The organism is Ralstonia soli (genome assembly GCF_023955655.1).
Lineage (GTDB): Bacteria > Pseudomonadota > Gammaproteobacteria > Burkholderiales > Burkholderiaceae > Ralstonia > Ralstonia soli.
The window spans coordinates 187,645-207,570 of the sequence record NZ_JAMXHT010000004.1 but is presented as its reverse complement, the minus strand read 5'-3'; the positions used below and the strand labels follow the sequence as shown (position 1 = coordinate 207,570).

16 protein-coding genes are annotated in these 19,926 nt (G+C 63.9%); 3 read left to right on the top strand and 13 right to left on the bottom strand.

Annotation, left to right across the window (positions count from 1 at the left end):
* Nucleotides 1-71: 71 nt before the first annotated feature.
* Nucleotides 72-1,220 carry an iron-containing alcohol dehydrogenase gene (locus NG900_RS11170; RefSeq protein WP_252680139.1) on the top strand — a complete coding sequence of 383 codons (1,149 nt, stop codon included), beginning with the start codon at nucleotides 72-74 and terminating at the stop codon, nucleotides 1,218-1,220.
* A gap of 11 nt (nucleotides 1,221-1,231) precedes the next feature.
* Here the strand turns inward: NG900_RS11170 and NG900_RS11165 are convergent, their stop codons facing one another.
* The 12 genes from NG900_RS11165 to NG900_RS11110 all read right to left on the bottom strand — a co-directional run bounded on the left by NG900_RS11165 (nucleotide 1,232) and on the right by NG900_RS11110 (nucleotide 15,088).
* A complete protein-coding gene (locus NG900_RS11165; RefSeq protein WP_252680137.1) occupies nucleotides 1,232-2,152 on the bottom strand; it encodes an alpha/beta fold hydrolase in 921 nt (306 codons plus the stop codon).
* Nucleotides 2,153-2,179: 27 nt separating this feature from the next.
* Complete coding sequence (locus tag NG900_RS11160) at nucleotides 2,180-3,082, bottom strand: SDR family oxidoreductase (protein ID WP_252680136.1); 903 nt, start codon at nucleotides 3,080-3,082, stop codon at nucleotides 2,180-2,182.
* A 58-nt stretch (nucleotides 3,083-3,140) separates the two neighbouring features.
* On the bottom strand, nucleotides 3,141-4,097 hold the full coding sequence (locus NG900_RS11155) for a glutathione S-transferase family protein (protein ID WP_252680134.1): 957 nt from the start codon (nucleotides 4,095-4,097) through the stop codon (nucleotides 3,141-3,143).
* Nucleotides 4,098-4,122: 25 nt separating this feature from the next.
* Nucleotides 4,123-4,971: a class II aldolase/adducin family protein gene (locus NG900_RS11150; RefSeq protein ID WP_252680132.1), complete on the bottom strand. Its 849-nt coding sequence runs from the start codon at nucleotides 4,969-4,971 to the stop codon at nucleotides 4,123-4,125.
* A 103-nt stretch (nucleotides 4,972-5,074) separates the two neighbouring features.
* Nucleotides 5,075-6,085: an NADP-dependent oxidoreductase gene (locus NG900_RS11145; RefSeq protein ID WP_252680130.1), complete on the bottom strand. Its 1,011-nt coding sequence runs from the start codon at nucleotides 6,083-6,085 to the stop codon at nucleotides 5,075-5,077.
* 27 nt (nucleotides 6,086-6,112) lie between these two features.
* Complete coding sequence (locus NG900_RS11140; RefSeq protein WP_252680128.1) at nucleotides 6,113-7,516, bottom strand: serine hydrolase domain-containing protein; 1,404 nt, start codon at nucleotides 7,514-7,516, stop codon at nucleotides 6,113-6,115.
* A 99-nt stretch (nucleotides 7,517-7,615) separates the two neighbouring features.
* Nucleotides 7,616-8,062, bottom strand: a complete 447-nt coding sequence (locus tag NG900_RS11135) for a PaaI family thioesterase (protein ID WP_252680126.1) — start codon at nucleotides 8,060-8,062, stop codon at nucleotides 7,616-7,618.
* Nucleotides 8,063-8,107: 45 nt separating this feature from the next.
* The gene (locus tag NG900_RS11130) at nucleotides 8,108-8,890 is read right to left on the bottom strand and encodes an SDR family oxidoreductase (RefSeq protein ID WP_252680124.1); all 783 of its coding nucleotides are present in this window, start codon (nucleotides 8,888-8,890) and stop codon (nucleotides 8,108-8,110) included.
* Between the two features lie 27 nt (nucleotides 8,891-8,917).
* The gene (locus NG900_RS11125; RefSeq protein ID WP_252680122.1) at nucleotides 8,918-10,786 is read right to left on the bottom strand and encodes an acyl-CoA dehydrogenase; all 1,869 of its coding nucleotides are present in this window, start codon (nucleotides 10,784-10,786) and stop codon (nucleotides 8,918-8,920) included.
* Nucleotides 10,787-11,098: 312 nt separating this feature from the next.
* A complete protein-coding gene (locus tag NG900_RS11120; protein WP_252680120.1) occupies nucleotides 11,099-12,277 on the bottom strand; it encodes an acetyl-CoA C-acyltransferase in 1,179 nt (392 codons plus the stop codon).
* 60 nt (nucleotides 12,278-12,337) lie between these two features.
* On the bottom strand, nucleotides 12,338-12,970 hold the full coding sequence (gene pncA, locus NG900_RS11115) for a bifunctional nicotinamidase/pyrazinamidase (protein ID WP_252680118.1): 633 nt from the start codon (nucleotides 12,968-12,970) through the stop codon (nucleotides 12,338-12,340).
* A gap of 36 nt (nucleotides 12,971-13,006) precedes the next feature.
* On the bottom strand, nucleotides 13,007-15,088 hold the full coding sequence (locus tag NG900_RS11110; protein ID WP_252680115.1) for a 3-hydroxyacyl-CoA dehydrogenase NAD-binding domain-containing protein: 2,082 nt from the start codon (nucleotides 15,086-15,088) through the stop codon (nucleotides 13,007-13,009).
* Between the two features lie 369 nt (nucleotides 15,089-15,457).
* Between NG900_RS11110 and NG900_RS11105 the strand changes: the two genes are divergently transcribed.
* A complete protein-coding gene (locus NG900_RS11105) occupies nucleotides 15,458-16,996 on the top strand; it encodes an amino acid permease (RefSeq protein WP_252680113.1) in 1,539 nt (512 codons plus the stop codon).
* Between the two features lie 75 nt (nucleotides 16,997-17,071).
* Nucleotides 17,072-18,625, top strand: a complete 1,554-nt coding sequence (locus NG900_RS11100; protein WP_252680111.1) for an amino acid permease — start codon at nucleotides 17,072-17,074, stop codon at nucleotides 18,623-18,625.
* 34 nt (nucleotides 18,626-18,659) lie between these two features.
* On the opposite strand, the gene NG900_RS11095 is transcribed toward NG900_RS11100, so the two are convergent.
* Complete coding sequence (locus NG900_RS11095) at nucleotides 18,660-19,865, bottom strand: SGNH/GDSL hydrolase family protein (RefSeq protein WP_252680109.1); 1,206 nt, start codon at nucleotides 19,863-19,865, stop codon at nucleotides 18,660-18,662.
* Between the last annotated feature and the right edge of the window lie 61 nt (nucleotides 19,866-19,926).

The following is a 19,926-nucleotide window of genomic DNA, read 5'->3' as shown; positions in this document are numbered from 1 at the left end:
GGACTCCATTGAACCACGCCCGCAGAACAAGACGGGCGACGTGGACGAACAACACCATCCGGAGACAACGCATGGCCCTCATCTTCTACCTTACCCACGTTCACCTTGGCTTCGGCACCATCAACGAACTGAAAAGCGAATGCGCACGTGTGGGCATCCGCCGGCCGATGATCGTGACCGACAAAGGTGTGGCCGCTGCCGGGCTGGCGCAGCGGGCCATCGATGCCACGGGCGGCTTGCCCGTCACCGTGTTCGACGAGACGCCCTCCAACCCGACAGAGGCGATGGTGTTGAAGGCCACCGCGCAGTACAAGGACACCGGCTGCGACGGGCTGATCGCCATCGGCGGCGGCTCATCGATCGACCTGGCCAAGGGCATTGCCATTGCGGCGACCCACCCCGAGCCGCTCACCACCTACGCCACCATCGAGGGCGGCAGCACAAAGATCACGGAAGCCGCGGCGCCGCTGATCGCCATTCCCACGACAGCCGGCACCGGCAGCGAAGTGGCGCGCGGCGCCATCATCATCCTGGAAGACGGCCGCAAGCTCGGTTTCCACTCGTGGCATTTGTTGCCCAAATCAGCCATCTGCGATGCGGAACTGACGCTCGGCCTGCCGCCCGCGTTGACGGCTGCCACCGGCATGGATGCCATCGCGCATTGCATTGAGACGTTCCTGGCGCCGGCCTTCAACCCGCCCGCCGACGGCATCGCACTGGACGGCCTGGAGCGTGCCTGGGCCAACATCGAACGTGCCACGCGGGACGGTTCAGACCGCGATGCCCGGCTGAACATGATGAGCGCATCGATGCAAGGCGCGATGGCGTTCCAGAAGGGGCTAGGGTGCGTGCATTCGCTGTCGCACCCGCTGGGCGGCGTGAAGGTGAACGGCAAGACGGGGCTGCACCATGGCACGCTCAACGCGGTCGTGCTGCCGGCGGTGCTGCGCTTTAACGAGACGGCGGAAACCGTGGTGCGGGACAACCGCTACGCGCGCATGCGCCGCGTGATGAACCTGCCGGCCGGCGCCGATCTCGCCCAGGCCGTGCACGACCTGACCGCGCGCCTGGGCCTGCCGACCGGTTTGCGCCAGATGGGCGTACCGGAGGATGCGCTGGAGCACGTGGTGGAAGGCGCCCTGCTCGACCACTGCCACAAAACCAACCCGCGCATCGCCACGGCGGACGACTACCGCCGCATGCTGGCGGAGTCGATGTAACGCCGAGCGCGCTACGAAACAAACGGCCGGATCAGCGCAGTGATGCGCTCCGGCTGCTCATGGACCACCCAGTGCGTGCCGTTGGGAATGCGTTCGAGCTGCATATCCGGAATGAAGCGCTCTAGCCCATTGAGCAGGCTCTTGGGCAGTGCCATGTCCATTTCACCCCAGATCACCAGCGTGGGCACCTTCACGACAAACGCTTCCGGCGGCATCTGGTCGATGCGCAGCGGTGCCGTGCCTTCGGTGGGCGGATGCAATGGCGAGGCGCGGTAGTAGTTCACGCCGCCTGTCAGACCATGCGAGCCGCCCTCGCCCGGCCGGCTCCAGGCAGCGTGATAGCGCGCCCGCACCTCCGGCGTGAACCACTCGGCCACCGGCTGGCCCATGCCGTGGAAGAAGCCTTCGAGCTTCTCGAACTCGTTGGCGGCAAGAGCCTCTTCCGAACCCGGCTTGCGCAGCCAGTTCATGTACGCCGACGACGCCTGCTGCGCCGGATCGCTCAGCAGCGCATTGGCAAACACCCAAGGGTGCGGCGAATTGATGATCACCAGCCGTTCGACCAGCTCCGGATGCTGGATGGCGAGGTTCCAGCAGATCGCCCCGCCCCAGTCGTGCGCGACCACGATGGCGCGCTCATAGCCGAGCGCCGTGATGAACTGCACAAGATCCTGCACCAGGAATTTCGGGCGATACGCATCCACCGCGGCCGGCTTGCTCGACAGGTTGAACCCGCGCATGTCCGGCGCCACGGCAAAGTGCGTGTCGCCAAACGCAGCAAGCTGCGCTTCCCACTCGTACCAGAACTCCGGAAAGCCATGCACGAACAGCATCAGCGGCGCACCGCGCTTGCCCGCGCTGGCGTAATGCAGCCGCGTGCCGTTGGGCAGATCGGCGAATTGCGATTCAGTGATGGCGGCGGCAGTGTCCATGGCGATTCCGGAGGGTTGGTGAGAGAGTTACCCGCGCAGCGCATCCACCAGGCGCGCACGCACGTCCGGCTTGCTCTCGAACGGGTCGGACGGATTGCGCTGCGAGATGATGTCTTCAAAGCGGTGCTGCACCGGCGCCAGCGCATGCGGGTGCGAGTAGATGTAGAAGCCCGCGTTGCGGATCGCATCGAAGGTCATCTGGCCGACTTGCTCGGCCGTCACCTTGCCGGAGCTGACGGCCTTGTCCGTCATGGCTTGCGCCACGAGTTGTGACTTGGTGGGCGGCGCGTTATTCGCGAGATCCTGCGGACGATTGCGATGCGACTGCGTGATGCCCGTCGGCACAAAGTACGGGCACAGCACGGAGCAATGAATCTGCTCCGTCACCAAGCTCAAATCCTGGTACAGCGATTCGGACAGCGCCACCACCGCATGCTTGGATACGTTGTAGATGCCCATGGCCGGCGCATTCAGCAGCCCCGCCATCGACGCCGTGTTAACGATATGGCCCTCGTACGACGGGTCCTTCTTCGCAGCTTCCAACATCAGTGGCGTGAAGATGCGCACGCCGTGGATCACACCGTGCAGGTTCACGCCCAGCACCCAATCCCAGTCGCGCTCGGTGTTCTCCCAGATCAGCCCGCCGGCGCCCACCCCCGCGTTGTTGAACAACAGGTTGACCTTGCCGAACGCCTTCATGGCGGCATCGGCCAGCGCCTGTACGTCTTCCACCTTCGACACGTCGACACGCAGGCCAATCACTTCCACGCCCTGCGCTGCGAACTCGGCGACGGTTGCGTCCAATACATCCTGCTGGATATCGGCTAGTACCAGCTTCATGCCCAACCCGGCCGCGTTCTTGGCGAACTCCTTGCCGAAACCCGACGCACCGCCCGTGATGACGGCCACACCGCCTGCGAATTGCTTCATATGTGTCTCACTGATGTCGTTGTAGTAGAGAAAAGGCAATCGAGATGGCAAAGGCGTGTCAGCCCGCCGCCTCGACCTTGCGCACGGCGTAACCCACGCGCGGAAAATGCACCACCACCTGGCCGACGCGCGGGTCTTCGCGCAGCACGCCTACCGTGTCGCGCGTGGAGACCACCAGTTCCCCCTCGACGGGATCCACACCGTAGTCGACCGCGGCCACCGTCACGCGCGTGCCCTTGGGCAGGCCGTAGCTGCCGTCGAAGGCGGCGTTGGTGTCGGTCAGCGCACGCGGTGTGGCGGCCTTGGCGATGTCGAGGGCTTCTGCCGACGTCATCGGCTGCGCCTGCGAATGACCGAGGGCCGCGACGCGATGCATCCAAGCCATCACCTCCGGATGTGCGTCGAGGATGCCTGCCACCGCCGTCGCGCGACGGATGAACCACAGGCAGTGGTAGACGGAGAAATCCGCCACCGTCGGCTGTTCACCAAACAGGAAGATGTGCTCGCCGGTGGCGAACTGGCGCTCCAGCTGCGCCAGGAAAACGTGCAACGTGGATGTAGCCTCCGGAAGCGGTGTGCGCAGGCCGGTTCCGCCCGCGCGCATCGCCTTGCGGTCTTCCACGAACGCTTTGACGAATTCTTCCGGGGCGCCGCCAAACAGGCTCTGGAAGCCGGCCGGCTGCGTCACGAACGTGGCCGTCGCCCAGAACAGCGTCGTATCGGCCCATTGCGCCATCGCAAACACGGCCGCCGCATGCTCGGACGGCACGAGCTTGGGCAGCGGATGGATCGATTCGAGCACCTGCGCTATCAGCGCGGTATCGCAGTAGATATCCGCGCCGATCTGCAGGAACGGAGTACGCCGGTAGCCGCCGGTGAGCGGCATCACATCCGGCTTGGGCAGGATCGGGGGCACCGTAACGGACTTCCACGGCTGGTCCTTGTAGCCGAGGATCAGGCGCACCTTTTCCGAAAACGGCGAGGTGGCGTAGTGATGCAGGATCAGGTCCGTCATGGATGCTCCGGGGTATGAGAACCGATCAGTCGAGCAGATCGGGTTGTTCGCGGACGATGCGGGCGTACAGCGGCTGGAACTGGAACCACCCAGCCTGCGCCGAGCCGACGATGGAATACGCCTGCCGCGCAGCCGCATCGGAAATCGTGCGCGGGGCCTCGCCCGTGCGGGCGGCGGCCGCTTCGGCCAGCAACTGCACCTGGCAGGAACGCTCCATGGTGATGAACCACCAGGCGGCTTCGTCGACCGTCTTGCCAACAGTCAGCAGGCCGTGGTTCTGCAGGATGGCGGCTTTGTTGTCGCCGAGCGCTTCGGCAATGCGCTGGCCTTCGTCCAGCTCGACCACCACGCCGCCGAAATCGTCATACACGGCGTGGTCGCCATAGAAAGCGCACACGTCTTGCGTGAGCGGATCGAGCTTGCGGCCGAGCGTCGACCACGCGCGACCATACGTGCTGTGCGAATGCGCCGCTGCCACCGCATCGGGCCGCGCGCCATGCACGCGCGAGTGGATGGCAAACGCCGCTGCGTTGACGGGGTAATCGCCCTCGACCACGTTGCCGTGGTGGTCGCAGCGGATCAGGTTCGACACCGTCACTTGGCTGAAATGCACGCCAAACGGGTTGACCCAGAAGCTATCGGTATGCTCCGGATCACGCGCGGTGATGTGCCCCGCCACGCCCTCGTCGAAGCCGAATTTGGAGAACAGCCGGAACGCTGCGGCCAGGCGCTGCTTGCGGTGCAGGCGCTCTTCCTCAACGGTGGCGAACTGCGGCGGGCGCGGCAGGTTCCGGTAGCGGGCGGCGGCCTCGGGGCTGAGGTTGCTGGCCATGTCTTCGGGCCGCTTGGCGTGCACGGTGTCAGGTGCGTTCATGGTGTCTCCTTCACGCATTGGTTGTGGGTGGGACCATTCTGTTGCGGCCCTCATCCCGCGGACTGTCAAGCGATTGACAGTCCGCACATTGACGTCAAGAACGTCAGACCAGCTTCACCAGCTGCTTGCCGAAGTTCTTGCCCTTGAGCAGCCCCATGAAGGCTTCCGGCGCACTTGCCAGACCTTGCGACACGCTCTCACGGAACTTCAGCTTGCCCTGCGCCACGAAACCGCCCAGCTCGCGCAGCGCTTCCGGCCACACGTCCATGTGCTCGGAGACGATAAAACCCTCGATGGTCAGGCGCGACACCAGGATCAGTTGCGGGTTCTGCAGCGGCAGCGGCTGGCCGTCGTAGCCGGCGATCATGCCGCACATGGCGATGCGGCCGAACGCGTTCATGCGCGAGAGCACGGCGTCCAGGATGGGGCCACCGACGTTCTCGAAATACGAGTCGATGCCATCCGGCGTGGCCGCCTTGAGCATCTGGTACAGCTCCTTCGAATCCTTCGCGGCCTTGTAGTCGATGCAGGCATCGAAGCCCAGCTCGCCCACCACGTAATCGCACTTGTCCTTGCCGCCGGCAAAGCCCACGGCGCGGCAGCCTTTGAGCTTGGCGAGCTGGCCGACCACGCTGCCCACCGCGCCCGAAGCGGCGCTCACCACCACGGTCTGGCCGGGCTTCGGATGCATGATCTTGTTCAGGCCGTACCACGCCGTCACGCCAGGCATGCCGACCGAACCCAGATACGCCGACAGCGGAATGTGGCGCGTGTCCACCTTCTGGATCCCGCGGCCGTCGGACACCCCCACTTCCTGCCAGCCGAACATGCCGACCACGTTGTCGCCCACGGCAAACGACGGGTTCTTCGAGGCCTCAACCACGCCCACCGTACCGCCAATCATCACTTCATCCAGCGGCTGCGGCTGCGCATACGACTTGCTGTCGTTCATGCGGCCACGCATGTACGGATCGAGCGACAGGAAATGGTTGCGCACCAGCACCTGGCCGTCCTGCAGTTCGGGAATCTCGGCCGTTTCCAGGCGGAAGTTGTCCTGCGTGACGGCGCCCTGCGGACGGGATGCCAGAACAATGCGTTGATACGTCTTCGACATGAATGCGCTCCTAGGTATTCGAATGGGTCACTTCTGATGCATGAAGAAATCGGCCAGCGCGCCGAACGCCGGCAGCGTGACCGGGTCATTGGCGGCATTGGCGGCAATCGGGTGCGAGGCATAGCGCACGATGGTCATCTGGGCCACCGGATCAATATAGATGGCCTGGCCATGGATGCCGCGCGCCTCGATAGCGTGGTGGCTGTTGTTCGAGACCCACCACATGTCGCGGTACGACCAGCCCGGCAGCGTGGCATAACCTGCCTTGGCAAACTTGGCTTGGTCTCCGCCACGGTGAATGCCATCGATCACGCTCTTGGGCAGGATCTGCTTGCCGTTGAAGCGGCCGTTGTTGCGGATCATCTCGCCAAAGCGAGCCAGGTCAGGAAGCGTTGTACTCAAGCCCCCGCCCCCGAACTCCGTACCGATGCTGTCCAGCGAGAAATAGGCATCGCTCTGCGCGCCCATCGGCTGCCAGATGCGTTCGGACAGTAGCGCTGCGGTCGACTTGCCCGAGGCGCGGCGCACGATCCACGCCAGCACCTCGGCGTTGACGGTCTTGTAGGCGAAAGCGTCGTCGTGCTGACCTTCCTTCTTCGTGGTGACCAGATAGTCGTAGAAGCTGGCCGGGCCTTTGTAATCAGCCGGGCGCGGCAGCACGCCGCCGGCGCGGGCATAGGTCCAGATATCGGCGTTCGGGTCGGCGTAGTTTTCGGAGAAGCGCACGCCCACCGTCATGTCCATCACTTGGCGCACGGTCGCGTCGCCATAGGCGCTGTCCTTCAACTCGGGCACGTATTGCGTGACGGGTGCAGCCGGATCCAGTTTGCCGTCAGCCACAAGCGCGGCCGCCAGCGTGCCGACAAACGATTTCGTGACCGACATGGCGATGTGCTGCGTGTGTGCATCGAGCGCACCGGAATAACGCTCGTACACCACCTTGCCCTTGTGCAAGACGAGGATGCCGTCGGTGTACGTCAGCTTCAGCATCTCTGCAAAGGTGCGGCGCGTGCCGCCAGCGTCGGTGAAGGCCACGCCGCCGATGTCCTGCTCGGCACGGGGCAGCTTGCTCACCGGGCCATCGCCGCGCCAAATTACGCGCGTGGGCAGAAACTCGCGCACATGGCTGAAGCCGTAGCGCGTGCGCGGGAACATATTGCCCGCCATATCAAAGCGAATGATGCGATCAGGCGGCGGCGGGAAGCCCTGCATCCAGCCCATCTTGTTCGGGTCGGACTCGTCAGCGGTGAGCGGCTTTTGGACGGGCGACTTAGGCGCTGGCGGCGCCTGCACGGGGGCGGGAGCGCTGGCAGCAGGTGCAGCCGCCGGTGTGGAATTGGAGGCGCACCCTTCCAGGGTCATGGTCAGTCCAGTGCAGCAAAGCAGCGTGATAGCGAGGGCAGACACCGTCTGCCGCGCAGGTTGTTGCATGGTGGTCTCCTAGATTGCTTTTTCTTATGGGCAGCGCTTTGCCATCTGCCCGGTGTGCAACTCAAAAAACGCCGTACTGCAACTGCCGTGAATGGCAGGTCAGCCGTCTGCGCCCGCTGATGTGTCCAATTCGGGACTGCGCGGAGGCGGCATGCGCTTGACGAACTTGAAGGTGCCAGAGCCACGTGCGACGAGCTTGCCGTCGTCGTCGGTCACCTCGCCTTCGCAAAAGGCCATGGTGGTGGACTGGTGCACGCAGCGCGCGCTGGCCTTGAGCGTGCCACGCCCGGGCTGCATGAACGCCGTCTTCATCTCGATCGTCACCACGCCGCGGCCATGCACGTCAGCCGAGCGGCCGGCCATCGCCATGGCCACGTCGAGCATCGTCATGGTCACGCCGCCGTGGGCCATTTCCCAGCTGTTCATGTGCTTGGCCTCGAGGGCCAATTCCACGATGCCCTCGCCGCCTTCCGCCTTCAGGCAACGCATGCCCAAAAGCTTCAGGAAAGGGATGTCGATCGGAAAACCGTTGTTGTCTGCGCTCATGTTCGTTCGGAAGGCTGCGTTCAATGGAGTGAAAGCCAGCCGAAATTAGACCACGCTCACGCCACCGTCGACGGCCAGGATCTGCCCAGTGATGTGCTTGGAGGCATCCGACGCGAACAGCGCGGCCACGCCCTTGAGGTCTTCCTCGTCGCCGATGCGGTGCAGCGGGGTCTTCTCCGACAGCTTGTCCACGCCCAGCTTTTCCAGCGAGCCGCGCGTCATTTTCGAGGGGAAGAAGCCCGGCGCAATCGCGTTGACGGTGATGTTGTACTCGCCCCATTCGCCAGCCAGCGCACGCGTGAAGTTGACCACCGCACCCTTGCTGGTGTTGTACGAGATGGTGTCGAGCGTGCCCGGCGCGTTGCCCTTCAGGCCGGCAATCGATGCCACGTTGATGATCTTGCCGTACTTGCGCGGGATCATCGAGCGCTTGCCGATCTGCTGCGAGAGCAGGAACAGCCCGCGGATGTTCAGGTTCATCACCTTGTCCCACGCTTCGATCGGATGATCTTCGGCCGGGGCACCCCACGTGGCCCCTGCGTTGTTCACAAGGATGTCGATGTGGCCTAGCTTGGCGAGCGCCTCGTCGGCCAGGCGCCGGATGTCCGCTTCGATCGCGCCGTCGGCGGCAATCCAGTCGGCCTCGATGCCGAGCGATTTCAGGTGCGCCTGCGCTTCCTTCAACTCATCGGCTTTGCGAGCCGACAGCACGATGCGTGCGCCCTGCTCGCCCAGTGCCTCGGCAATCTGCAGGCCGAGCCCGCGCGAGCCGCCGGTGATGAGCGCCGTCTTGCCGGAAAGATCGAACAGATGCTTGAGCGTACCCATGGTATCTCCTAAATATCGTTGTCGTCGTTAGAACCAAGCGTCTTGCATGTCCAGCGTGGTGGTGTCGAGCGAGCCCAGCAGCGCGATCTGCGGGTCGATCTTCGGCAACTCCCACTGGAAGAAGTAGCGCGCGGCCTGCAACTTGCCGCGGTAGAAATCGGCATCCTCGCCGTGTGCGTTGGGCAGTGCCTTGGCGGCGGCCAGGGCCTGCTCCAGCCAGATCCAGGCAATGACGACGTGGCCGAAGGCTTCCAGATAGACCGACGCGTTGGCCAGCGTCACACGCGGGTCGCCCGCGGCCCACAGCGTCTGCGTGACCTTGGCCAGCTTTTGCGTGGCCATACCCAGGGCGCGGCCGTAGCCCGCCAGTGTTTCATCGCCGGTTTCAAGCGCCCGGCCCACCGTTGCCTGCACGCGTTCGCCCAGTGCCGTGAAAGCGGCACCGTCCTGCATCACGACCTTGCGGCCGAGCAGGTCCAGGCCCTGAATGCCGTGCGTGCCTTCGTGAATCGGGTTCAGCCGGTTATCGCGATAGAACTGCTCGACGTTGTATTCACGCGTGTAGCCGTAGCCGCCATGCACCTGAATCGCAAGACTGTTGGCTTCCAGGCACCACTGCGACGGCCAGCTCTTGGCAATCGGGGTGAGGATGTCGAGCAGCAGGCCGAGCTTGGCCCGCTTGGCGGCATCCGTCTCGCCACGTTCCTCGTCGACGAGCTTGGCGCAATACAGGTTCAGGCCGAGCGCACCTTCCACGTAGGCCTTCTGCGCCAGCAGCATACGGCGCACGTCGGCGTGGTCGACGATGCGGATTTGCGGAGCCGCCGCGTCCTTGCCCGATGGACCGACCGGGCGGCCTTGCGGGCGGTTACGGGCGTAATCCACTGCGTGCAGATAGCCGGTGTAGCCGAGCATCGTCGCGCCCATGCCGACGCCGATGCGTGCCTCGTTCATCATGTGGAACATGCACGCGAGACCCTTGTGCGGCTCGCCTACCAAGTAGCCGATGGCACCTGCGCGCGGCTGGCCATCCGCCCCCTTCGGGCGGAACTGCGTGCCTTCACCAAAGTTGAGCAGGCAGTTGGTCGTGCCGCGATAGCCCATCTTGTGGTTCAGGCCCGCGAGCACCACGTCATTGCGCTCGCCCAGCGAGCCATCTTCGTTGACGAGGAACTTGGGCACGATAAACAGCGAAATGCCCTTCACGCCCGGAATCAGCTTGCCGTCCGGCCCAGGAATCTTCGCCAGCACGAGGTGGACGATGTTGTCCGACAGTTCATGCTCGCCGGCGGAGATCCACATCTTGTTGCCGGTCAGGCGGTACTGGGCGCCGAGTGGCGATTCGCCTTCGTACTCGGCGCGCGTGACGATGTCCGACAGCGACGACCCGGCCTGCGGCTCCGACAGGCACATCGTGCCGTAGAAGCGGCCTTCCATCTCGGGCTGCACGAACGTCTCGATCTGTGCGGGCGTGCCGTGCGCGAGCAGCAGGTTCGCGTTGCCGATGGTGAGGAACGGGTACGAGCTGGTACCGACGTTGGCGGCCTTGAAGAAGCCAAAGCCGGCCTTCTCAACCACGGTCGGCAACTGCATGCCGCCGCGCTCAAAGTCTTGTCCGGCGGCCATCAGGCCCGCCTTGTTGAAGGCGTCCAGCGCCACCTTCACTTCGGGAATGATGTGGACCGTGGTGCCGTCGAAATGCGGCTCTTCCTGGTCGTTCTTCTTGTTATGCGGAGCGAAGAGGTCCGTGGCGATGCGCTCGCACGTGTCGAGCGCGGCATCGAAGGTTTCGCGGGAGTGGTCGGCATAACGCGGAATGCGGGTGAGCGATTCCACGTTGAGCCATTCGTAGAGCAAAAAGCTCAGGTCGCGGCGCGACAGCAGCAGAGAAGACATGATGTTAGTGGTCCATCCCTTGTTTCATCCCCTGCCGGGGCTGACTCACTTTCTTTGTCTTGCCAAAGAAAGTAAGCAAAGAAAGGCGCGCCCGAGATGGCGAAAGATTCCTTGAATTTCCGTAACCGGGCGGAGAAGGACCGAAACTCGCTGCGCTCAAACAGCGGTCCTTCTTTTTTCCGCCCGCTTACAGAAATTCAAGGCGCCATCAAGGGCAAGAACGGCCAAACCGTCTGGGTGCATGCGCTGGCGATCAAGCCAGCTTTGGCAGAAACAAATCAGGCTCCCGTTTTGATGCGGGAGCCTGTCTGTTTAGAGCACCTCGAACAGGCCTGCTGCGCCTTGGCCGCCGCCGATGCACATGGTCACGACCACGTACTTGACGCCGCGGCGCTTACCTTCGATCAGCGCATGGCCGACGAGGCGCGCGCCCGATACGCCGTACGGGTGGCCCACGGCGATGGCGCCGCCGTTGACGTTCAGGCGATCCATCGGGATACCCAGCTTGTCAGCGCAGTACAGCACCTGCACGGCAAACGCTTCGTTCAGTTCCCACAGACCGATGTCTTCGACCTTCAGGCCGGCCTTCTTGAGCAGCTTGGGCACGGCAAACACCGGGCCGATGCCCATTTCGTCCGGCTCGCAACCGGCCACGGCAAAACCACGGAACACGCCCAGGGGCTGCAGGCCCTTGGCTGCGGCCACCTTGCCGTTCATCACCACGGCCGCCGATGCACCGTCGGAGAACTGGCTGGCATTGCCAGCGGTGATCACGCCGCCCGGCATGGCGGTGCGGATCTTCGACACGCCTTCGAGCGTCGTATCGGCGCGGATGCCTTCGTCTGCCGAGATCGTGACTTCGCGCGTCATGAGCTGGCCGGTCTTGGCATCGGCCACGCCCATCACCGTCGTCATCGGCACGATTTCGTCGTTGAACTTGCCGGCGGCTGCCGCAGCGGCGGCGCGCTGCTGGCTCTGCACACCGTACTCGTCCATGCGCTCCTTGGGGATGTTGTAGCGCTTGGCGACGTTCTCGGCGGTCTGGAGCATGCTCCAGTAGATTTCCGGCTTGTGCTTGTTGAGCCAGCCTTCGGTCATCATGTGGCGGTTCATCTCCTGCTGCACGCACGAGATGGATTCCACGCCGCCAGCCACGAAGATGTCGCCTTCATCGGCAATCACGCGCTGCGCAGCCATGGCGATGGTCTGCAGGCCCGACGAGCAGAAGCGGTTGACGGTCGCGCCCGGCACGGTCACGGGGCAGCCGGCGCGCAGAGCGATCTGGCGGGCGATGTTGGCACCGGTGGCGCCCTCCGGGTTCGCGCAGCCCATCAGGATGTCTTCCACTTCGCCCGGCTCGATCTTGGCGCGCGCAATGGCGTGCTCAACGGCGTGGCCGCCCAGCGTGGCGCCGTGCGTCATGTTGAAGGCGCCCTTCCAGCTTTTGGCCAGGCCGGTACGTGCGGTGGAAACGATGACTGCTTCGGTCATGGTGTTGCTCCTCGTATCTGGTGGCGGGCGCGCTGCATTGGCACGCGCCCGGTATCTCTGTTATCCGTTCAGAACTTCTTGCGACTGCAACCGCGCGATGCCCGCATCCGTCATCCGCTGCCACGCCTGCACGAGCGACCCATTCAGGTCGATCCCACGGCAGGCATCCTCGATGACGGCAACCTCCAGCCCCGCAGCACGCGCATCCAGCGCCGACCACGCCACGCAAAAGTCCGTAGCCAGGCCGACGCAGAACACTCGCTTGATCCCAAGTTCGCGCAGATAGCCGAGCAGGCCAGTCGGCGTCTTGCGGTCCGCTTCAAAGAATGCGGAGTAGCTGTCGATGTGCGGGTGATAGCCCTTGCGGACGATCAACTGCGCATGCGGCACGTCCAGCCCATCGGCCAGCGCGGCGCCGGAGCTGTGCTGTACACAGTGCACCGGCCACAGCACCTGCTGCCCATACGGCAGTTCGATCGTGCCGAACGGCTGCGTGCCGGGGTGATTGGCCGCGAACGACACGTGTTCGCTCGCGTGCCAATCCTGCGTCAGCACCACGCGCCCGAATGCCTTGGCAAGCCGGTTGACGACCGGGATGACCTGGTCACCATCCGGCACCGCCAGCGCACCGCCGGGCAGAAAGTCGTTCTGCACGTCGATGATCAGCAGGCAATCGGTGGGCGTGAGCTGCATGACGGTTGCTTAGTCGCTTGGTCGATCAGCCGCGCATTAGCCGTTGAAGCCCTTGCCTTCGTCGGCCAGCTTCTGCAGCAGCGGCGCGACCTTCCACGCTTCACCGTGGTAGCCCTTGCTGTAGCGGTGCATGGCTTGCGCGACGTTGTACAGGCCGACGGTGTCTGCGTAGAGCATCGGGCCGCCGCGGAACAGCGGGAAGCCGTAGCCGGTCAGGTACACCATGTCGATGTCCGACGCCTTGGAGGCGATGCCCTCTTCCAGGATCTTCGCGCCTTCGTTCACCAGCGCGAACACCAGGCGCTCGACGATCTCCTCATCCGAGATCTTGCGGCGCGTGATGCCCAGATCCTTCGAGTGCTGCACGATCATGTCGTTGACCTGCTGGTTCGGATACGGCTTGCGGTCGCCCGCCTTGTAGTCGTACCAGCCACCGCCGGTCTTCTGGCCGAAGCGGCCCATTTCGCACAGCAGATCGGCCGTCTTGGAGTAGACGATGTCCGGCTTGTCCACGGCGCGGCGCTTGCGGATGGCCCAGCCGATATCGTTGCCGGCCAGATCGCCCATGCGGAACGGGCCCATCGCAAAGCCGAACTTTTCGATGGCCTTGTCGACCTGCTCCGGCAGCGCGCCTTCGTCCAGCAGGTAGCCGGCCTGGCGGCTGTATTGCTCGATCATGCGGTTGCCGATAAAGCCGTCGCACACGCCGGAAACAACGGCCGTCTTCTTGATGGCCTTGGCCAGCTTCATGACGGTCGCCAGCACGTCCTTGGCGGTCTCTTTGCCGCGCACGACTTCCAGCAGCTTCATCACGTTGGCCGGGCTGAAGAAGTGCATGCCGACCACGTCTTGCGGGCGCTTGGTGAAGCTGGCGATCTTGTCCACGTCCAGCGTGGAAGTGTTCGACGCCAGGATCGCGCCCTGCTTGACGACCTCGTCCAGCTTCTTGAACACGACTTCCTTGACGCCCATTTCTTCAAACACGGCCTCGATGACGAGGTCAGCGTCCTTGATGTCGTCGTAGGACAGCGTCGGGGTCAGGAGCGCCATGCGCTGCTCGACCTTCTCTTGCGTGAGCTTGCCCTTCTTGGCGCTGTTCTCGTAGTTCTTGCGGATGGTGGCGACGCCGCGGTCCAGCGCTTCCTGCTTGGTTTCCAGCATCGTGACCGGAATGCCCGCATTCAGGAAGTTCATCGAGATGCCGCCGCCCATGGTGCCTGCGCCGATCACGGCAACCTTCTCCACCTTGCGCACCGGCGTGTCTTCCGGCACGTCGGGGATCTTGCTGGCAGCACGCTCGCCGAAGAAGGCGTGGCGCAGCGCGCGCGATTCGGGCGTGTTCACCAACTCGATGAACAGCTCGCGCTCGAACTTGATGCCGTCGTCAAAGCGCTTTTCAACGGCGGCTTGCACGGCGTCGACGCACTTGCCCGGTGCCGGGAAGTTCTTGGCGACAGCCGCCACGGTATTGCGGGCGAACTGCAGGAAACCTTGCGGGTTGTCGTGCTGGACCTTGCGATCGCGCAGCTTGGGCAGCTTGCCTTCGGCAGCGGCCTTGAGCGCGAAGTCGATGGCGCCGGCCATCAGGTCGCCTTCGATGACCTGGTCGAACAGGCCGCTCTTGGCCAGCTTTTCCGACAGGATGGGCGTGCCCGAGACAATCATGTTCAGCGCGGGCTCCAGGCCAATCGCGCGCGGCAGGCGTTGCGTGCCGCCGGCGCCCGGCAGGATGCCCAGCTTGACTTCCGGCAGCGCAATCTGCGCACCCGGCGCGACCACGCGGTAGTTACAACCCATCGCCAGTTCCAGCCCACCGCCCATCGCCACGGAATGGATGGCCGCGACGACCGGCTTGGTGCTCGACTCGACGGCCTTGATGACGGAGTGCAGCGACGGCTCTTGCGTCGCCTTGGGCGTGTTGAACTCGCGGATGTCGGCGCCGCCCGAGAAGGCCTTACCGGCACCGGTGATCACGATCGCCTTGACGTTCGGATCATCGCCCGCCTTGACCATGCCCTCGACGATGCCCAGCCGCGTGGAATGGCCAAGGCCGTTGACGGGCGGGTTGCTGAGCGTGATGACGGCAACGCCGTCCTGGACCTTGTACTCCGCAGTCATGCTGGTTCCTTTGGTGATGCGAGGGCCGGCAGATCAGGCGCACCGTGCCCCGCGGTTGAACTGTCTCTCGAATGTTTTTTTAACGCGCGGTAAGGCCGCGACTTCGACAAAGAATACACAAAATAGCACGGTCGTTCAATTTTTATTTTTGCGGTGCACGGCGCCACTTTTTGCCGGCCCGAAGCGCGTTACGGCAAGTCCGATCGCGTGCGCCATAGCCTGGATTTTTTGCCTCCTGCGTGACGGTTTTGATAGAGTCGCGCATTTCGTCGCTGGGGACGATCCGGGGCGCCCATCAGGCGTGGGGACGTCTCTTCACATTTCGTCGAATCCGTTCGCGATCCGAGCCGAATCGACCACTCTGCATCCATGTCAGAACATGCTTCCCCGTCTGTAGAGACGCCGGGCTTGCGCCGCACTTTGCGCGCGCGCCATCTCACCATGATCGCCATTGGCGGATCGATCGGTACCGGGCTCTTTGTCGCCTCGGGCGCATCGGTCTCGCAGGCAGGCCCAGGTGGCGCACTCGCCGCTTACATCCTGATCGGGGCGATGGTCTATTTCCTGATGACCAGCCTGGGCGAACTGGCCGCCTACATGCCCGTTTCCGGCTCGTTCGCCACGTATGGCGCGCTGTATGTGGACGAAGGCTTCGGCTTCGCGCTGGGCTGGAACTACTGGTACAACTGGGCGGTGACGATTGCCGTTGAACTGGCGGCTGCGCAGCTCGTCATGCATTACTGGTTTCCTGACGTGCCGGGCGTGCTGTGGAGCGCGGTGTTCCTCCTCATCATGTTCCTGCTCAATGCCATCTCGGTACGTGGCTTTGGCGAGGCCGAATACTGGTTCGCGCTCATCAAGGTCGTCACCGTCATCCTGTTCATCGGCATCGGCCTTGCGATGATCTTCGGGATCATGAAGGGCGGCCCGCAGTCGGGCCTGCAGAACCTGACGCTGGGTGATGCGCCGTTCGTGGGCGGCCTGCCCGCGATGATCGGGGTGGCGATGATCGCGGGGTTCTCGTTCCAGGGGACGGAGCTGATTGGCGTGGCGGCAGGTGAATCGGCGGACCCGGCGCGCACCATTCCGCGCGCAGTCAAGCAGGTGTTCTGGCGCATCCTGCTGTTCTATGTGCTGGCGATCTTCATCATCGGTGTGCTGGTGCCGTACACCGATCCGAATCTGCTCTCGACGGAAGTCACCAACATTGGCGTGAGCCCGTTCACGCTGGTGTTCAAGCATGCCGGCCTGGCGTTTGCGGCCGGGCTGATGAATGCGGTGATCCTGACCGCCGTGCTCTCCGCCGGCAACTCGGGCATGTATGCGTCCACGCGCATGCTTTACAACCTGGCCACCGAAGGCCGCGCGCCGCGCATCTTCGCGCAACTCAGCAAGAACGGCGTGCCGCGCAATGCGCTGCTGGCCACGACTGCCGTTGGTGCGCTGTGTTTCCTCAGCTCGCTGTATGGCGACAAGACGGTCTATCTGTGGCTGCTCAACACGTCGGGCATGACGGGTTTCGTGGCGTGGCTCGGCATTGCCATCAGCCACTACCGCTTCCGCAAGGGGCTGGTCGCGCAGGGGCATGATCCGTCGCAGTTGCCGTATCGCTCGAAGTTCTTCCCGTACGGGCCGCTGTTTGCGTTCGGGCTTTGCCTGGTCATCACGCTCGGCCAGAACTATCAGGCGTTCACCAGCGGTACGATCGACTGGCCTGCGGTGATTGCCACCTATATCGGCATCCCGGTCTTCATTCTGATCTGGATCGGCTACCGGCTGGTGCGGGGCGGCGGCATCGTCCGTTACCACGACATGCACTTCCCGCGCCCGCCCGTGGTACGCGATCCGCTGGCCGGCCAGGACCCCGGCCCCGAACTGCCCACCGTCGCTCAGCCCACACAGCAATAACACCGCCTCGCCTGCCGTTTGCCTTGCATTCGGCGGGCGTTTTCATTTGGGCGCCCACCAGCGGCGTCACCTGCTATGCATACACCCATCACCCCGACCGGGCTTGAAGCCCAATCCCAACTGCGCCGGCGCCTGCGCTCGCGACACATCATGATGATCGCCCTGAGCGGCGCCATCGGCACGGGCCTGTTCGTGGCATCCGGCGCGTCGATCGCAACGGCCGGCCCCGGTGGCGCCCTGCTGACCTACACACTGATCGGCGTGATGGTGTATTGCCTCATGACGAGCCTGGGCGAACTGGCGGTGCATCTGCCGGTGTCGGGCTCGTTTGTGACGTATAGCCGCTTGTATGTGGAAGAAGGTTTCGGCTTTGCGCTGGGCTGGAACTACTGGTTTTCATTGGCGGTGACGGTTGCCGTTGAACTGGCGGCCGCGCAACTGGTGATGAAGTACTGGTTCCCGGGGGTATCGGGCATGGTGTGGAGCGCGGCATTCCTGCTGCTGATGTTCGGTCTGAATGCCGTGTCCGTGCGCGGCTTTGGCGAGGCGGAATACTGGTTCTCGATGATCAAGATCGTGACCATCGTCGTGTTCCTGTTGATCGGCCTGGCGATGATCTTCGGCATCATGCACGGCGGTCCGCAGTCGGGCTGGCAGAACTTCCAGGTGGGCGAAGCGCCGTTCGTGGGCGGGCTGCCTGCTATGGTTGGTGTAGCGATGATTGCGGGGTTTTCATTCCAGGGCGTCGAGACCATCGGCGTGGCCGCTGGCGAGGCAGAGAACCCCTCGCGCACCATCCCGCGTGCCATTCGGCAGACGTTCTGGCGCATCCTGCTGTTCTACGTGCTGGCGATCCTGATCATTGGCGTGCTGCTGCCGTACACCGATCCGAACCTGCTGCGCAATGAAGCAACCGACGTTGGCGTGAGCCCGTTCACGTTGGTGTTCCAGCACGCCGGCCTGGCGTTTGCGGCCGGCATGATGAATGCCGTGGTGTTGACCGCCCTGCTCTCGTCCGGCACGTCGAGCCTGTATGTGTCGACGCGGATCCTGTATGACCTCTCGCTCGAAGGCCAGGCACCGCGCTGGTTTGCCAAGGTATCGGCCAATGGCGTGCCGCACCGGGCGCTGGTGGCCACTTCCGCTGTCGGTGCGCTGTGCTTCTTCAGCTCGTTGTTTGGCGATCAGGTGGTCTACCTGTGGCTGCTGAACACGTCGGCCGTGACGTGCTTCATCGCGTGGTTCGGCATTGCTGTGGCGCACTATCGATTCCGCAAGGGCTTTGTGAGCCAGGGGCATTCGGTGCAGCAACTGGCGTATCGGTCGCCGTTCTTCCCGTTCGGGCCGATCATGGTGGCGGTCCTGTGCGTGGGGATCATCCTGGGACAGAACACCAAGGCGCTGCTTGCCCCGCTCGACAATATCGGCCCGTTCCTCGCAACGTATTGCGGGGTGTTTGTGTTTGTTGCGGTCTGGCTGGGATACCGGTGGAAGTTCAAGACGCGCTTTGTGCCGTACGCGCAGATGCAGTTCAGTGTCGAGCATCTCAAGCACGAGGCGGTCATGCCAACGGCAGCCGCCTCCGGCGAGGGTGTCGTTGCAAATTCCACGACGCCCGCCGCGCACTAAGGCTGCATTAAGGCCACATGAAGGCCGCCGCCGCTTACGGGCCAACGGCGCGAAGGACCGGCAAGCTGATCGCATTGGCCATGGCCGCATAGCCGGCATCATTGGGGTGGAGGTGGTCTCCGCTGTCAAACGCCGGCAGCAGGCTTTGCGGGTTGGCGGGATCGCGCAGCGCGGCATCAAAGTCGACCACCGCATCAAAGGCACCGCTGGTGCGGATCCAATTGTTCACGGCCTGGCGGGTGGTCTCTTTCTGGCTGGACCAATAGGCCGGGTACGGCACCTCCGAGCCCTTGAACGGTGTCAGCGTGCCGCCCATCACCTTGATGCCGTGCTCGCGGCTGCGCGCGATGAGCTGCTTGTAGCCGCGGATGATCTCGTCCGCAGACACGGAGTTGGCATTGGGCGCTAGCGAGCCGCCTGGGAAGCCGATATCGTTGATCCCCTCCAGCAACACCACCCATTGCACGCCGGGCAGGCTCAGCACATCGCGGTCATAGCGTGCCAGTGCGCTCACACCCGCCAGGTCCGCCAGCACCCGGTTGCCGGCAATCCCCTGGTTGAGCACGGCAAACGCGCCCCACGGGCCGTTGCCGTTCAGGCGCCGCGACAGCACATCGGGCCAGCGCTTGTTGGCATCGGTGGTTGAGTTCTGCCCGTCTGTAATGGAGTCGCCAAACGCCACGACGGTGCGCGGCTGATTCTGCGCCTTGACCAACAGGCCCGATACGAAGAACCGGCTGGTGTAAGGCGTGGGAGACGGCTGATCCGGCGCAGCGGTGTTGTCTCCGCTGGAGACATACGCGGTTTGCGCCGCATAGTTGTGAATCGTTCCCAAGAGCGTGGCGTTGGGCAGAAAGAGGCTGATGGCAACGTCCGACAACGGCGCAATGGGAAGATCGATCGGGTCGCTGATCAGCGGTGCGCCCGCATAGAGCGTCGCGATGGTTTTTCCGCCGAACGTGACGGTGCGGTCGGAGTTTGGGAGGGTTTTCGCACCACCCGCAGACAGTGCAACATGCACCGGGCCGACCGTCACAGGGGCCGTGCCGAATTCATTGCTCAGCCGCAGGCGGAGCTGATTGCCGCCCACGCTGGCATGGACGATCTGGCGAACCGTCGTTGCCGCAGGAAAACTCTTGGGCGCAGTCGGATAGATATTGCGATCCGCACTGGCCGTCCAGGTAGCGACCCATCGGCCATTGAAGGCGTTGGCCTGAGCGTCCTCATCGGCGTGCAACATCGGAGAGGCCAATGAGACAAGGGCAATCGCTGCTGCACGGCAAAGCATCTGCCGGAAGACG